14 protein-coding genes are annotated in these 16245 nt (G+C 56.9%); 1 reads left to right on the forward strand and 13 read right to left on the reverse strand.

The annotated features are described in order from the left end of the window. Nucleotides 1-51: 51 nt before the first annotated feature. On the forward strand, nucleotides 52-1056 hold the full coding sequence (locus tag GNG27_RS16130) for a chemotaxis protein (protein WP_156264287.1): 1005 nt from the start codon (nucleotides 52-54) through the stop codon (nucleotides 1054-1056). A 114-nt stretch (nucleotides 1057-1170) separates the two neighbouring features. Here the strand turns inward: GNG27_RS16130 and nuoN are convergent, their stop codons facing one another. From nuoN to nuoA, 13 genes are all read right to left on the reverse strand, one after another. After that, entirely contained in the window at nucleotides 1171-2628 is a 1458-nt protein-coding gene (gene nuoN / locus GNG27_RS16135) for an NADH-quinone oxidoreductase subunit NuoN (protein ID WP_106996019.1), read from the reverse strand. 6 nt (nucleotides 2629-2634) lie between these two features. After that, on the reverse strand, nucleotides 2635-4164 hold the full coding sequence (nuoM, locus tag GNG27_RS16140; protein WP_032612768.1) for an NADH-quinone oxidoreductase subunit M: 1530 nt from the start codon (nucleotides 4162-4164) through the stop codon (nucleotides 2635-2637). 79 nt (nucleotides 4165-4243) lie between these two features. Then, nucleotides 4244-6085: an NADH-quinone oxidoreductase subunit L gene (gene nuoL / locus GNG27_RS16145; protein WP_156264288.1), complete on the reverse strand. Its 1842-nt coding sequence runs from the start codon at nucleotides 6083-6085 to the stop codon at nucleotides 4244-4246. Next, on the reverse strand, nucleotides 6082-6384 hold the full coding sequence (gene nuoK, locus GNG27_RS16150) for an NADH-quinone oxidoreductase subunit NuoK (protein ID WP_032612773.1): 303 nt from the start codon (nucleotides 6382-6384) through the stop codon (nucleotides 6082-6084). The genes nuoL and nuoK overlap by 4 nt, the downstream gene beginning before the upstream one ends. Further along, the gene (gene nuoJ, locus GNG27_RS16155; protein ID WP_106996022.1) at nucleotides 6381-6935 is read right to left on the reverse strand and encodes an NADH-quinone oxidoreductase subunit J; all 555 of its coding nucleotides are present in this window, start codon (nucleotides 6933-6935) and stop codon (nucleotides 6381-6383) included. The genes nuoK and nuoJ overlap by 4 nt, the downstream gene beginning before the upstream one ends. Before the next feature lie 11 nt (nucleotides 6936-6946). Continuing rightward, entirely contained in the window at nucleotides 6947-7489 is a 543-nt protein-coding gene (gene nuoI / locus GNG27_RS16160) for an NADH-quinone oxidoreductase subunit NuoI (protein ID WP_003861491.1), read from the reverse strand. Nucleotides 7490-7503: 14 nt separating this feature from the next. Continuing rightward, complete coding sequence (gene nuoH / locus GNG27_RS16165) at nucleotides 7504-8481, reverse strand: NADH-quinone oxidoreductase subunit NuoH (protein WP_142486547.1); 978 nt, start codon at nucleotides 8479-8481, stop codon at nucleotides 7504-7506. Continuing rightward, nucleotides 8478-11204, reverse strand: a complete 2727-nt coding sequence (gene nuoG, locus GNG27_RS16170) for an NADH-quinone oxidoreductase subunit NuoG (protein ID WP_156264289.1) — start codon at nucleotides 11202-11204, stop codon at nucleotides 8478-8480. Before nuoG ends, nuoH begins: the two co-directional genes overlap by 4 nt. 54 nt (nucleotides 11205-11258) lie before the next feature. Further along, a complete protein-coding gene (gene nuoF / locus GNG27_RS16175; RefSeq protein ID WP_156264290.1) occupies nucleotides 11259-12596 on the reverse strand; it encodes an NADH-quinone oxidoreductase subunit NuoF in 1338 nt (445 codons plus the stop codon). Beyond that, nucleotides 12593-13093 (reverse strand): NADH-quinone oxidoreductase subunit NuoE, encoded by a 501-nt coding sequence (gene nuoE, locus GNG27_RS16180; protein WP_142486550.1) that lies wholly within the window; start codon nucleotides 13091-13093, stop codon nucleotides 12593-12595. The genes nuoF and nuoE overlap by 4 nt, the downstream gene beginning before the upstream one ends. A gap of 2 nt (nucleotides 13094-13095) precedes the next feature. After that, nucleotides 13096-14898, reverse strand: coding sequence for an NADH-quinone oxidoreductase subunit C/D (gene nuoC / locus GNG27_RS16185; protein WP_142486551.1), 1803 nt, complete (start codon nucleotides 14896-14898; stop codon nucleotides 13096-13098). Between the two features lie 89 nt (nucleotides 14899-14987). Then, nucleotides 14988-15662 (reverse strand): NADH-quinone oxidoreductase subunit NuoB, encoded by a 675-nt coding sequence (gene nuoB, locus GNG27_RS16190; protein ID WP_032612787.1) that lies wholly within the window; start codon nucleotides 15660-15662, stop codon nucleotides 14988-14990. Nucleotides 15663-15677: 15 nt separating this feature from the next. After that, a complete protein-coding gene (gene nuoA / locus GNG27_RS16195) occupies nucleotides 15678-16118 on the reverse strand; it encodes an NADH-quinone oxidoreductase subunit NuoA (RefSeq protein WP_032612789.1) in 441 nt (146 codons plus the stop codon). Between the last annotated feature and the right edge of the window lie 127 nt (nucleotides 16119-16245).

The following is a 16245-nucleotide window of genomic DNA, read 5'->3' on the forward strand; positions in this document are numbered from 1 at the left end:
CGACTCTGCCGATAACCCTACCATGCAGGTATTTTTCACTTAGGGGCAAAAATGGATAACTTCCAGAAAGACATTGATGACAGGGCAAATCTGACCCTGTCGAACCGTTTTGAGCTGCTGCTGTTTCGTCTCGGCACATCTTTGAATGAAAATAAATCTGAGCTGTTCGGCATCAACGTCTTTAAGCTTCGCGAGATTGTGCCCATGCCAGCCTTCACCAAACCGGCGGGGATGAAATCACCCCTGATGGGTATGGTCAATATTCGTGACCAGGTGATCCCGGTTATCGACCTCGCAGCCGTCGCAGGCTGCAAGCCGACGACGGGGCTGAATATTCTGCTGATCACCGAGTATGCCCGTAGCGTGCAGGCCTTTGCCGTGGAGTCGGTCGAAAACATTATGCGACTGGACTGGAAACAGGTGCACGCGGCAGAAACCGCCGTCAGCGGACGCTATATCACCAGCATTGCCTGCCTGGACGAAAAGACCGATACCAACGATCTGGCGATGGTACTGGACGTTGAGCAGATCCTGTATGACATCACCCCGGCCAACCACGACCTGCATGCTACCGACCTGAAGACCACCAAATTCAATATCAAGCCGGGTGCCGTGGCGATTGTGGCGGAAGACTCCAAAGTGGCGCGCTCGATGCTGGAGAAAGGGCTGCAGGCAATGCAGATCCCGGCGCTGATGCACATCACCGGCAAAGAGGCGTGGGAGAAGATTAACGTCCTGTCGGCCCAGGCCCAGGCGGAAGGCGTGCCGATCACCGATAAGATTGCGCTGGTGCTGACCGACCTTGAGATGCCGGAGATGGACGGCTTTACCCTGACGCGCAAGATCAAAACCGACGCCATCCTGAAGGACATTCCGGTAGTAATCCACTCTTCCCTTTCCGGCAACGCCAACGAAGATCATATCCGCAAGGTTAAAGCCGATGGCTACGTGGCGAAGTTTGAGCTGAACGAGCTGTCATCGGTGATTGAAGAGGTACTGGATCGGGCAACGAAGAAGATTGATGGGCCGTTGATTAGCCGTAAGCAGTTGGCCTGATTGGCGCTCTTTTGCCGGGTGGCGCTGCGCTTACCCGGCCTACAATACCCGTAGGCCCTGCAAGCGCAGCGCCGCTGGGCAATAAAAAAACCCGCCGAAGCGGGTTTTTTGTTTTTACATCAGCGGCATCGCGTGCTGCACGATGGTGATCAGCGGCTGCGGATAGATACCGAAGATCAGTACCAGCAGGGCCGAGATCAGCACCACAATACCACCAGCGCTGTATTGCCAGTTGCCTGGCGCATCGCGGTTGAGCTGCTGAGGCGCGCTCAGGTACAGGCTCACGGCAACGCGCAGGTAGTAGTAGAGACCAATCGCGGAGCCGATAACGACACCCGCCGTCAGCCACCACAGACCGGCCTGCACACCGACAGCCAGCACGTAGAACTTACCGATAAAGCCGAGCGTCATCGGGATACCCGCCAGCGACAGCATCATCACGGTCATGACCGCAGACAGGATCGGACGGTGCCAGAACAGACCACGGTAGGAGAACAGGGAATCTGCATCCGGGCCACGGTACGGGCTGGACATCAGGCTCACCACGCCGAACGCGCCGAGGCTGCTGAACAGGTAACCGGCCAGGTAGACACCCACGGTTTCCATCGACATGGAGCCGCTCTGCAGCGCAATCAGCGCTACCAGCAGATAGCCCAGGTGCGAGATGGAGGAGTAACCGAGCAGACGCTTGATGTTGGTCTGGCTCAGCGCCATCAGGTTACCGAAGATGATGGAGACGAAGGCAATAATACCCAGCACCACGCGCACCGCTTCGCTCTCGCCTACCGGTGCGTACAGGAACAGACGCATCACCACGCCGAAGATAGCGATTTTGCTCGCCGTCGCCAGGAAGGTGGATACCGGCGCCGGAGCACCCTGGTAAACGTCTGGCGTCCACAGATGGAACGGCACCAGAGAGAGTTTAAAGCCGAGGCCAACAATCATCATGCCCAGACCCGCCAGCAGCAACGGCTCATGCAGCATGCCGTCGCCGAGGCTCTTGCCGAGCGCCATGAAGGAGAGGTTACCGGACTGAGCGTAAATCAGCGCAATACCAAACAGCAGGAAAGACGAAGCAGCAGCAGACAGGATCGTATACTTGATACTCGCTTCCAGAGAGCGCTTCTGACGGAAGGCATAACCAATCAGGCCGAACAGCGGCAGAGAGATCAGCTCAATGCCGAGGAACAGCGCCGCCAGATGGTTAGCATTCGCCAGCAGAATACCGCCGAGGGCAGCAATCAGAACCAGCAGGTAAAACTCTTCTCTGTTGTCGTTGTAGCCTTCCAGCCACGGGTAAGCAAAGGTACAGGTCGCCAGGCTGGCTAACAGCACCAGCCCGGTGTACAGCATGGCGAAGCCATCAACGCGCATCAGCGGAGTGACATCCATCGCACCCGCCTGGCCAACAAACCAGAGGGAGACTAACGCAGCGTTCAGACCCAGAACCGCCAGCGTGGCATTCAGGAAGTGATTGCGTCGCCACGCAATGGAGAGCATCACAACCACCACCGTCAATCCGACGATCAGCAGCGGTAGCAGCGCAATCAGTTGTTGTGGAGTTATTGTCATGGCGATTTACGGCCTTGTAGTAGAAGCAGAATTAACAAACCACTGCTGGATGTTACCCATCGCGGAGTGCGAGGTATCCAGAATCGGCTGCGGATAGAAGCCCAGCAGCACCAGCAGTACGACCAGCAGCAGGATGATGAACAGCTCGCGCAGCGACATCCCCGGCAGCTCTTTGGCAGCGATTTCGCTCTTCGCTTTACCGAAGTAGGCGCGGTGCAGCATCGCCAGCGAGTACACGGAAGCGAACACCAGACCAAAGGTGGAGATGACGGTAATCATCGGAACCACTTTGAAGCTGCCGAACAGGATCATGAATTCGCCAACGAAGTTACCGGTGCCCGGCATCCCCAGGGTAGCAACCGCGAAGAACATCGACATCGCTGGCAGCCATTTCATTTTGCCCCACAGACCCCCCATCTGACGCATGTCACGGGTGTGCAGACGTTCATACAGCTGGCCACACAGGATGAAGAGACCGGCTGCGGACAGACCGTGGGCAATCATCTGGATCACCGCGCCCTGGTACGCCAGCTGGCTGCCGGTGTAGATCGCAATCAGCACGAAGCCCATGTGGGAAACGGAGGTGTAAGCAATCAGACGTTTGATGTCGTACTGCGTGAAGGCCATCCATGCACCGTAGAAGATACCGATCACACCCAGCCACATGGCAATTGGCGCGAACTCTGCGGAGGCATTCGGGAACAGCGGCAGTGCGAAACGCAGCAGGCCGTAGGCCGCGGTTTTCAGCAGGATCCCCGCCAGGTCAACGGAACCCGCCGTTGGTGCCTGGGAGTGCGCATCCGGCAGCCAGCCGTGCAGTGGAACCACTGGCATTTTCACCGCAAAGGCAATGAAGAAGCCCAGCATCAGCAGGTATTCAACACCGTGGGACATCGGCGTCTTCAGCAGGTCCTGATAGTTGAAGGTCCAGACACCGGTCGCGTTATAGTGCACGAATACCAGCGCCAGGATGGCAATCAACATCACCAGACCACTCGCCTGGGTGTAGATGAAGAACTTGGTTGCCGCCGTGATACGCGTTTTACCGTCGGACGCCTTATGGCCCCACAGCGCGATCAGGAAGTACATCGGCACCAGCATCATCTCCCAGAAGAAGAAGAACAGGAACATGTCGATGGCAAGGAACACGCCGATCACGCCGCCCAGGATCCACATCAGGTTCAGGTGGAAGAAGCCCTGGTATTTTTCGATTTCTCGCCAGGAGCACAGTACCGCCAGAACGCCGAGCAGACCGGTCAGCACCACCATCAGCAGCGACAGACCGTCAATCGCCAGGTGAATGGTAATACCGAAACGCGGGATCCACGGCAGAATGAATTCAGACTGCCACTGTGGGATCCCAGCGGACTGGGTCAGAGAGTAGCCGCCCTGCAACCAGAGTTGCAGGCCAAGCGCAAGCGTCAATCCCATGGTGATCAGCGCAATCCAGCGCGGCATCTTCACGCCAAAGCGTTCGGTCTGCCAGCACAGGAACCCACCGATAAAGGGAATTAATATTAGCCAGGGTAGTAACATGGCGATTTGCATTCCTTTTTAAGGCCCCCAGCAGGGGCCTGATTTTCAACGAATTCGAATAAAATTCACTTAACGACGATCAACGCAACACCATCAGCAGCGCCAGCACCACAACCGCACCAATGCTCATGGAGGCCACGTACCAGCGCAGGTACCCGTTCTCGCTGAACAGCAGACCTTTACCTGCAAAGCGGGAGAGGATCGCCGGGGTGTTCATCAGTGAGTTCAGCGGATCGCGTTTAATCAGCCACGCAATACCGAGGAAGGGTTTCACGAAGATCATGTCGTACAGCCAGTCGAAGCCCCACGCGTTGTACCACCATGTGCCCAGCAGACGGCCTGGCGCACTGTTGGCAACAGCAGTCACCAGCGTACGTTTGCCCAGCCACAGCCATGCAGCAATCAGGATGCCCGCAATCGCGACCACACCGGAGGTGATTTCAAGCGTCAGAACGCGACCGTGCTCAAGCTCGGTGGTGTCCGGCAGTACGCCCTGCAGCGGTGGCACAATCATCGCGCCAACGAAGGTGGAGAGTACCAGCAGCACAATCAGCGGCAGGTGGTGGGTGATCCCCTTCCCTGCGTGAGCGTGAATTTGTTCTTTACCGTGGAAGACGATGAAAATCATACGGAAGGTATACAGGGAGGTCATGAATGCACCGACCAGACCCGCAACCATCAGATTGATATGACCATTCGCCATGGCGCCCGCAAGGATTTCGTCCTTACTGAAGAAGCCAGCGGTAATCAGCGGCAGTGCCGCCAGCGCCGCGCCGCCGACCAGGAAGCAGACGTAAACCAGCGGAATGGATTTGCGCAGACCGCCCATCTTGAAGATGTTCTGCTCGTGATGGCAGGCGAGGATCACCGAACCGGACGAGAGGAACAGCAGCGCTTTAAAGAACGCGTGCGTCATCAGATGGAAAATCGCCGCGTCCCACGCCTGTACGCCCAGCGCCAGGAACATGTAGCCAATCTGGCTCATGGTGGAGTAAGCGAGAACGCGTTTGATGTCGGTTTGCACCAGTGCGGCAAAGCCTGCCAGCACCAGCGTCACCGCACCGACAATACCGACCAGGTGCAGGATTTCCGGAGTCATCAGGAACAGACCGTGGGTACGCGCAATCAGGTAAACACCGGCGGTCACCATGGTCGCGGCGTGGATCAGCGCGGAGACAGGGGTTGGACCCGCCATCGCGTCGGCAAGCCAGGTCTGCAACGGCAGCTGCGCGGATTTACCCACAGCACCACCCAGCAGCATCAGGGTTGCCCACCACAGCATGTTGTTGCCTGCTTCGAAGTGCGCCGGCGCCAGTTCCACCATTTCGCGGAAGTTCAGCGTGCCCAGTTCGTTGTAGAGAATGAACAGCGCGAAGGCGAGGAAGACGTCACCCACACGGGTCACGACGAACGCTTTCATGGCCGCTGCGCCATTCTTCGGATCGGTGTAGTAGAAACCGATCAGCAGGTAAGAACAGAGACCCACGCCTTCCCAGCCCAGATACATCAGCAGCAGGTTATCGGCCAGCACCAGAACCACCATGCTGGCGATAAACAGGTTGGTGTAGGCGAAGAAGCGGGAGTAACCCTCTTCACCGCGCATATACCAGGAGGCGAACATGTGGATCAGGAAGCCCACACCGGTAACCACGGAGAGCATGGTCAGGGAAAGACCATCCAGCACCAGGTTGAAACCGATGTTGAAATCACCGACCGACATCCAGGTCCACAGCGGCACGCTGTAAGCCTGACGTCCGTTACTGAAGAAGTCGATACCCGCATACGCCGTAACCAGCGCAGCAAGACCGATAGAGCCCATGCCGACGGTGGCAGACAGATTCTCAGACCAGCGGCCGCGAGAAAACGCCAGCAGCAGGAAGCCGATCAGCGGAAAAATAATGGTTAAGGCAAGCATGTTCATCCACGCAACTCACTTACTGAATCGATGTTCAGGTTCTGGCGGCGACGGTGGAGCTGCAGTAACAGCGCCAGGCCAATACTCGCTTCGGCAGCCGCAAGGCTGATGGCGAGAATGTACATCACCTGACCATCGGTCTGGCCCCAGTAGCTACCGGCGACCACAAAGGCCAGCGCGGCAGCGTTGATCATGATCTCCAGGCCAATCAGCATAAACAGCAGATTGCGGCGGATAACCAGACCGGTTAAGCCCAGCACGAATAAAATCGCTGCGAGGATCAGTCCGTGTTGTAAAGGGATCATGCGCGTTCCTCCGTTTTTCTTTTCGCGCTGTCGTCCTTGCGGTTGCTCAGCACCTCGCCGGCACGCTCTTCGCGACCGACGTGGAATGCCACGACCAGGCCTGCCAGCAGCAGCATCGAGGCCAGTTCAACCGCCAGTACGTATGGCCCAAACAGGGTGATACCCACCGCTTTGGCGCTGATTGGCGTACCGTCGATACCCTGATCGTTCACACCCAGAATGGCGTAAACGATCACCGCCAGCATGATGGCCGACAGAATCGCCGGACCAATCCACACCTGCGGCTTCAGCCACTGACGTTCCTGTTCGATTTCTGAGCCGCCCAGGTTCAGCATCATCACCACGAAGACGAACAGAACCATGATGGCCCCGGCGTAAACGATGATTTCAAGCGCACCCGCAAAGTGTGCGCCCAGCGCAAAGAACACCCCGGAAATAGCCAGCAGCGAAATGATTAAATAGAGCAGCGCATGCACCGGGTTGGTGTGCGTAATCACTCGCAGCGTAGCCAGGATGGCGATCAGGCCACAGATATAAAAAGCGAATTCCATTGCCCCTCTCCTTACGGTAACAGGCTCTTGACGTCGATAGGCTTGGCTTCGTTCTCTGCTTCGCCCTTATCTTTGCCGTCGATTGCCATACCCGCCATCCGGTAGAAGTTATATTCCGGGTATTTGCCCGGACCGGAAATCAGCAGATCCTCTTTTTCGTACACCAGGTCCTGACGCTTGTATTCGCCCAGCTCGAAGTCCGGGGTCAACTGAATCGCCGTGGTCGGGCACGCTTCTTCACACAGACCGCAGAAGATGCAGCGTGAGAAGTTGATGCGGAAGAACTCCGGGTACCAGCGACCGTCTACCGTCTCGGCTTTTTGCAGAGAGATACAGCCTACCGGACAGGCTACCGCACACAGGTTACAGGCAACGCAGCGCTCCGAACCGTCCGGATCGCGAGTCAGCACGATACGGCCACGGTAGCGCGGCGGCAGATATACCGGCTCTTCCGGGTACATCCGGGTTTCGCGTTTGGCAAACGCGTGCAGGCCGATCATCCAGATACTGCGTACCTGGGTGCCGAAACCTACCAATAATTCTTTCAAGGTCATGATCTCAAAGCCCCTTATGGCTGCTGCCAGAGAATGACAGCCGCCGTTACCAACAAGTTGACGAGCGTCAGCGGCAGGCACACTTTCCAGCCGAAGGACATTACCTGGTCATAACGCGGACGCGGTAACGCTGCGCGAATCAAAATGAACATCATCATGAAGAACGCGGTTTTCAGCGCGAACCAGATGAACGGCGGTAAGAACGGGCCATGCCAGCCACCAAAGAACAGCGTTACCATCAACGCGGAAATGGTGACGATACCGATGTACTCGCCCACGAAGAACAGACCGAATTTCATACCGGAATATTCAATGTGGTAACCGTCGGCCAGTTCCTGTTCGGCTTCTGGCTGGTCAAACGGGTGACGGTGACACACCGCCACGCCCGCGATAGCAAAGGTAACAAAACCAAAGAACTGCGGGATCACGTTCCAGATATCGGCCTGGTTGTTGACGATGTCGGTCATGTTAAATGAACCGGCCTGCGCCACCACGCCCATCAGGGAAAGACCCAGGAACACTTCGTAGCTCAGGGTCTGCGCAGACGCACGCATCGCACCCAGCAGCGAGTATTTGTTGTTACTGGACCAGCCGGCGAACAGCACCGCGTAGACCGCGAGGCCTGCCATCATCAGGAAGAACAGGATCCCGATGTTCAGATCCGCCACAACCCAGGTCGGGCTGACCGGAACGATAGCAAACGCCAGCAGCAGCGAGGTAAAGGCGATCATCGGTGCCAGAGTAAAGATCACGCGATCCGAGAAGCGCGGGACCCAGTCCTCTTTAAAGAACATCTTGATCATGTCCGCGACCAGCTGGAGTGAACCACCCCAGCCCACGCGGTTCGGTCCGTAACGGTTCTGGAACAGACCGAGCAGACGACGTTCACCGAAGCTCATGAACGCGCCGCAGGTGACCACCACCAGCAGAATAACAACCGCTTTCAGGATGCTCAGCAGGATGTCGATAAGATCGGGCGTAAACCAACTCATGCTTTTGCCTCCTGCAGGTTATCAAGACGCGCACCCGCCAGTACCGGCGCGATGCCAGGCATACCCATCGGCAGACCCACCTGCCCTGCTGTCAGACCTTCAGAGATAATCAGCGGCAGGCTGATGGTCTGGCCTTCGTAGCTAAAGCTGATGTGCGCGCCTGCATTCACGCCAAGCTTCGCGGCATCCGCCGGGTTGAGCTTGATGTAAGGCTGCGGCATACGGGTCTGGAAGACCGGGGAACGCTGGGACATTTCGTCGCTACCGAACAGATGGTAGTACGGCGCAATACGCCAGTTGCCCTCTTCCGCCTGGAAGCTTGCCGGAACGGTGGAGAAGAACGCCAGACCGGTTTCGCTTGCTTCAATCAGACGCACGCCCGGATCGCCGTGACGCAGAGAACCGCCCACTTCAGCCTGGAACTTGTTCCATGCCTGCGGGGAGTTCCAGCCTGGCGCCCATGCGAACGGGATCTGCGAACGCGGTGCAGACGGCTGGTTGTTCCCTTCCATTGAGAAGGCGAACATGGTGTCTTTATCCTGCGGCTGACGCGGTTCGTGCACGCTGATGTTGGCACGCATTGCGGTACGACCGCTGTAGCGGTGCGGTTCACGGGCCAGTTTCTGGCCGCGAATACGGAAGCTCGCTTCCGGTGCCGCATCTTTAATGCCTGCCAGCTGCGGCAGTTTTGCCACGGCAGCGTCGATCACGTGGTCGAGCTGGGTCCAGTCCACTTCACGGCTCAGCACGGTGCTGTGCAGGGAGTGCAGCCAGCGCCAGCTTTCCAGCATCACGATGCTGTTGTCGTAGTACGCCGGGTCATAAACCTGGAAGAAGCGCTGGGCACGGCCTTCGTTGTTCACAACGGTACCGTCGCTTTCTGCGAAGCTTGCCGCAGAGAGCACCAGATGCGCTTTGTCCATGATCGCCGTACGCTGATGGTCGATAACCATCACCAGCGGCGCTTTAGACAGGGCTGCGTCCACGCGGGCAGCGGAAGCATGACGATGGAGGTCGTTTTCCAGCACCACAACCGCGTCAGCGGAACCGGATTCCAGTTCGCTTAACGCTTCTTCCAGAGAGCCGCCGCCAATCATGCCCAGACCGATGCTGTTTACCGCACGGGCAATCATGGTCACGCCAACGTCAGCACCGCGACCTTTAAGCGCTTTAGCCACGTTGGCTGCCGCTTCAATGATCTCTGCGCTACCGGCGTTAGTACCGGAAATAATCAGGGGTTTCTTCGCACCGGCCAGCGCCTGCACGATCACGTCAACCTTGTTCTGCAGATCGCGATCCATGCCTTCAACGGCCGGGGCGCTGTTGTCCAGCGCGTGAGCGATAGCAAAACCGAGGCGCGCCTGATCTTCAACCGGGGCACGGTAGGTCCAGGCCGCGATGTCGTCCAGACGGGTGTTGTCGACGTTAGTCACAAACAGCGGATGCTTGGCGCGCTGACCGATGTTGAGGATCGCCGCGATCTGCCAGTCAGCCACTTTCTGGGCTGCGGCCATTTCACGCGCTTTACCTTTCACCGCCTGACGAACCGCCAGGGCAGCGCGAGCGCCGGTCTGGGTTAAATCTTCACCCAATACCAGAACCGCATCATAAGATTCGATTTCGCGCAGCGCCGGAGTATGGACTCCGCCTTCGCGCAGCACTTTCAGCACCAGCTGCAGACGTTCCTGCTCGCCCTGAGCGATGCCGGTGTAGAAGTTATCCGCACCCACCAGCTCACGCAGCGCGAAGTTGCTTTCGATGCTGGCGCGCGGGGAGCCGATACCGATCACTTTCTTCGACTGGCGCAAAATATCTGCTGCGCCCTGCATCGCCTGTTCAGCGTTCAGGGTGATGAAGTCGTCGCCGCGACGTTGAACCGGCTGACGCGGACGGTCTTTCAGGTTCACATAGCCATAGCCGAAACGACCGCGGTCGCAGAGGAAGTAGTGGTTAACGGTGCCGTTGTAACGGTTTTCGATACGACGCAGTTCGCCATAGCGTTCACCCGGGCTGGTGTTACAGCCGAGGGAGCACTGCTGGCAGATGCTTGGCGCAAACTGCATGTCCCACTTACGGTTGTAACGCTCGGAGTGCGTTTTATCCGTGAAGACGCCGGTCGGGCAGATTTCTACCAGGTTACCGGAGAATTCGCTCTCAAGCACCCCATCTTCCGGACGACCGAAGTAGACGTTGTCATGCGCGCCATAGACGCCCAGATCTTCGCCGTCGGCGTAATCTTTGTAGTAACGCACGCAGCGGTAGCAGGCGATGCAGCGGTTCATTTCGTGAGAGATGAACGGCCCCAGATCCTGGTTACGGTGGGTACGTTTGGTGAAACGGTAACGACGGAAGCTGTGCCCGGTCATCACGGTCATATCCTGAAGGTGGCAGTTACCGCCCTCTTCACAGACCGGACAATCGTGCGGGTGGTTGGTCATCAACCACTCCACCACGCTTTCGCGGAACTGTTTAGCTTCCGCGTCGTCGATAGAAATAAAGGTACCTTCGGTGGCTGGCGTCATACAGGACATTACCAGGCGACCACGCGTGTCTTCCGCGTTTTGATATTGCTTCACCGCACACTGGCGGCAAGCACCGACGCTCCCCAGCGCCGGATGCCAGCAAAAATACGGAATATCAAGGCCGAGGGACAGACAAGCTTCCAGCAGGTTGTCCGCGCCGTTGACCTCGTATTCTTTGCCGTCTACATGAATCGTAGCCATTAGCATGCTTCCAGTTGTCTCGGTCGAAACCGAGCGTTAATCAAAATTCTGTTTTTACCAGCGCGCTTTCAGCAGGTTCGGCTGAATACCATTGATTGAATGGGTATTGCTGAACGGCTGCTTGATGCCTGCTTCGAATTCTTCGCGGAAATATTTAATCGCGCTTTGCAGTGGCTCGACCGCACCTGGCGCATGCGCACAGAAGGTTTTACCTGGGCCCAGGAATCGACACAGTTGCTCAAGTGTCTCGATATCGCCAGGCTGGCCTTCGCCACGCTCGATAGCATGCAGGATCTTCACGCTCCACGGGAGACCGTCACGGCACGGTGTACACCAGCCGCAGGACTCACGGGCGAAGAACTCTTCCAGGTTACGCACCAGCGGTACCATGCCGATCTCGTGGTCGACGGCCATCGCCAGCGCCGTACCCAGACGGCTGCCTGCTTTACCAATGCTTTCGAATTCCATTGGCAGATCGAGGTGGGCTTCGGTCAGGAAGTCAGTCCCTGCCCCACCCGGCTGCCAGGCTTTGAATTTCAGACCATCGCGCATGCCGCCGGCATAGTCTTCCAGAATTTCACGTGCGGTGGTGCCGAACGGCAGCTCCCAGACGCCAGGATTCTTCACGCGACCGGAGAAGCCCATCAGCTTGGTACCGGCATCTTTGCTTGAAGAGATGCCCTGATACCACTCCACGCCGTTAGCGAGGATAGCCGGGACGTTACACAGGGTTTCGACGTTGTTTACGCAGGTCGGTTTACCCCACACGCCGGAGCTTGCCGGGAACGGTGGCTTGGAACGCGGGTTCGCACGGCGACCTTCGAGGGAGTTAATCAGCGCGGTCTCTTCACCGCAGATATAACGCCCTGCACCGGTATGCACGAACAGTTCGAAGTCAAAACCGGTGCCGAGAATGTTTTTGCCAAGCAGGCCCGCTTCGGTGGCTTCGGCAATCGCGCGACGCAGGTTCTCTGCCGCTTCGATATACTCGCCGCGCAGGAAGATGTAGCCGCGGTAGGCTTTCAGCGCGAAGGCGGAGATCAGCATGCCTTCCACCAGCAGGTGCGGCAGCTGCTCCATCAGCAGGCGGTCTTTATAGGTGCCCGGCTCCATTTCATCGGCGTTACACAGCAGGTAACGGATGTTCATGGATTCGTCTTTCGGCATCAGGCTCCACTTCAGACCGGTGGAAAAGCCTGCGCCGCCGCGCCCTTTCAGGCCAGCGTCTTTTACCGCATTAACAATTTCATCCGGCGCCATACCGCTCAGGGCTTTACGCGCCCCGGCATAGCCGTTTTTGCTTTCGTATTCTTCAAGCCATACCGGCTGTTTGTCATCACGCAGACGCCAGGTCAGCGGATGAGTCTCAGCAGTACGAATTACAGTTTTCATTTGTACTGCTCCAGCAGGTCAGGAATGGCTTCCGGCGTCAGATAGCTGTGAGTATCCTCATCAATCATCATGGTCGGCCCCTTGTCGCAGTTACCCAGGCAGCAGGTTGGCAGCAGGGTAAAGCGCCCATCGAAGGTGGTCTGCCCTGGCTTGATATCGAGTTTTTTCTCGATAGCGGCCTGGATGCCCTGATAACCGGTGATGTGACAAACGACGCTGTCACAGTAGCGGATCACATGGCGGCCCACTGGCTGACGGAAGATCTGGCTGTAGAACGTCGCCACGCCTTCTACGTCACTTGCCGGGATACCCAGCACTTTTGCGATCTCATAGATCGCCCCATCCGGCACCCAACCACGCTGTTTCTGTACGATTTTCAGCGCTTCAATGGACGCCGCACGCGGGTCTTCGTAGTGGTGCATCTCGTGCTCAATAGCGGCACGCTCTGCTTCACTCAGCTCAAAAGCCTCGGTTTGTGGTTGTTGATTCTCGTGCATAATTAGCGGTCCACATCTGACATAACAAAATCGATACTACCCAGATACACAATCAGGTCGGAGACCAGACTGCCGCGAATGGCGGCCGGGATCTGCTGCAGGTGCGGGAAGCTTGGCGTACGTACACGGGTACGATAGCTCATGGTGCTGCCGTCGCTGGTCAGGTAGTAACTGTTGATACCCTTGGTCGCTTCGATCATCTGGAAGGATTCTTGCGCCGGCATGACCGGGCCCCAGGAAACCTGCAGGAAGTGCGTAATCAGGGTTTCGATATGCTGCAGCGTGCGCTCTTTCGGTGGCGGCGTGGTCAGCGGGTGATCCGCCTTGAACGGGCCTTCCGGCATGTTGTTGAGGCACTGCTCAAGGATGCGCAGGCTCTGGCGCAGCTCTTCCACTTTCAGCATCACGCGGGTATAGCAGTCGGAAACACCGCCGCCAACCGGGACCTCAAAGTCGAAGTTCTCATAGCCAGAGTAAGGACGGGCTTTACGCACGTCGAAATCAATACCGGTGGCACGCAGACCTGCACCTGTTGTACCCCACTCCAGCGCCTCTTTCGCGCCATAGGCCGCAACGCCTTTAGAACGACCAATCAGAATGGTGTTACGCAGTGCGGCTTTCTCGTAGGAGGCCAGACGTTTCGGCATCCAGTCGAGGAATTCACGCAGCAAGCGGTCCCAGCCGCGCGGCAGATCGTGTGCCACACCGCCGATACGGAACCAGGCCGGGTGCATACGGAAACCGGTAATCGCTTCCACCAGATCGTAAATTTTCTGACGATCGGTAAAGGCGAAGAAGACCGGGGTCATCGCGCCGACGTCCTGAATGAACGTGGAGATGTACAGCAGGTGGCTGTTAATACGGAACAGTTCTGACAGCATAACGCGAATCACGTTAACGCGATCCGGCGTGGTGATACCTGCCAGTTTCTCAACGGCCAGCACGTATGGCATTTCGTTTACGCAGCCGCCGAGGTACTCGATACGGTCGGTATACGGAATGTAGCTGTGCCAGGACTGACGCTCGCCCATCTTCTCAGCACCACGGTGGTGGTAGCCGATGTCAGGTACGCAGTCGACAATCTCTTCGCCATCAAGCTGAAGAATAATACGGAATGCACCGTGCGCAGACGGGTGGTTTGGACCGAGGTTGAGGAACATGAAGTCCTCATTGTCGGTACCGCGTTTCATGCCCCAGTCTTCCGGCTTGAAGGTCAGCGCTTCCATCTCCAGATCCTGTTTGGCTTTGGTCAGCTCAAACGGGTCGAATTCGGTGGCGCGCGCCGGGTAGTCTTTACGCAGCGGGTGACCGGTCCAGGTTGGCGGCATCATGATGCGCGTCAGGTGCGGGTGACCGTCGAAAGTCATGCCAAACATTTCCCAGGTCTCACGCTCATACCAGTTGGCGTTCGGGAAAAGTTTAGTGATGGTCGGCAGATGCATGTCGTTTTCAGACAATGCCACCTTGAGCATGATATCCGTGTTGCGGTCTATTGAGATCAGGTGGTAGAAAACGGAAAAATCCGCAGCAGGGAGACCCTGGCGGTGAGTTCGCAGACGTTCGTCCATGCCGTGTAAGTCAAACAGCATGACGTAAGGTTTAGGCAGTTTCTTGAGGAAATCAACCACTTCCAGTAACTGCTCACGCTTCACCCAAACAACGGGTACCCCGGTGCGGGTGGCCTGAACAGTAAAGGCATCCGGCCCAAAACGGTTGCGCAGTTCGCCAATGACCGGGTCATCCAGATGATCCCGTGTTTGCCAGGCGGCGTCTTGCGCGGTTAAGTCGGTCATAGTGTTCACCATTGCAAAAGGTCCGTGGTGACTGTCGGGCGTGGCTTCGCGCTATTTGAATAGTGATATGCGAAGGTTATCTCCATGCCCACAGGCGCAAATTAAATTTCGTCTGGTGTACGCAGATTGGTCACTGCAATACGTTCGCCGCGTTTACGCTCGCGCTCGGACTGCATGTTAGCGCGGTAAACACCCTGGTCGCCCACAACCCAGGAGAGCGGACGGCGTTCTTTGCCAATCGACTCCTGCAACAGCATCAGAGCCTGCATGTAGGCTTCTGGACGCGGTGGACAGCCCGGGATGTAAACGTCCACCGGGATGAACTTATCTACACCTTGCACGACAGAATAAATGTCGTACATGCCGCCAGAGTTTGCACAAGCACCCATGGAGATAACCCATTTTGGCTCGAGCATCTGGTCGTACAGACGCTGAATGACCGGCGCCATTTTGGTAAAGCAGGTACCCGCCACCACCATCAGGTCAGCCTGACGCGGAGAGGCACGCAGTACTTCTGCACCAAAACGCGCAACGTCATGCACCGCAGTGAATGACGTCACCATTTCAACGTAGCAGCAAGAAAGGCCAAAGTTATATGGCCAGATGGAGTTCTTACGACCCCAGTTGACCATATCGTGCATGGCATTTTCGAGCTTGCCCATGTACACGCTTTTGTTGACTTCTTGCTCCAGGGGGTCGGTTACGATCTCCTGCTTTTGCAGGGGGTAACGGTCATTCTCACCGTTAGGATCTATGCGGGTGAGCGTATAATCCATCTTATTGCCTCGCTGTTACTGCTGACGATTAGAGATACTGTTTTCCGGGTTGATACGTTCACGGCGTGAACGTGCAGGTGTCCAGTCCAGCGCGCCAATACGCACCAGATAAACCAGACCGGCCAGTAACACTAAAATGAAAATTGCGGCCTCGACAAAGCCTACCCAGCCACTCTCGCGAATGGAGGTCGACCATGCGAACAGGTAAAGCGCTTCCACGTCAAAGATGACGAAGAACATGGCCACCAGATAGAACTTGGCGGACAGGCGTAAACGCGCGGTCCCTACCGAATCGATACCCGATTCAAATGGCGTGTTTTTGTGCCTTGCCCGGGCGCGACCGCCGAGGAACCAGCCGCCGACTAGCATCAGGCAGCACAGGCCAATGGCAACGATAAGAAAGATTGCGAATGCCCAGTGATGAGCGATGACTTCTGTGGATGTTGACATACTCATTGCTTACTCATCAAAAGTGATACCTGTAAACCCTGCTCTTTCTGGCAGATGGGCATCACATCGATTCATGGGGAGGAACAAATAACCGTACACTAACTGTCGAAAAATGAGACATAGACAGCAAAAT

The organism is Leclercia sp. 119287 (genome assembly GCF_009734485.1).
GTDB classification, from domain to species: domain Bacteria; phylum Pseudomonadota; class Gammaproteobacteria; order Enterobacterales; family Enterobacteriaceae; genus Enterobacter; species Enterobacter adecarboxylatus_C.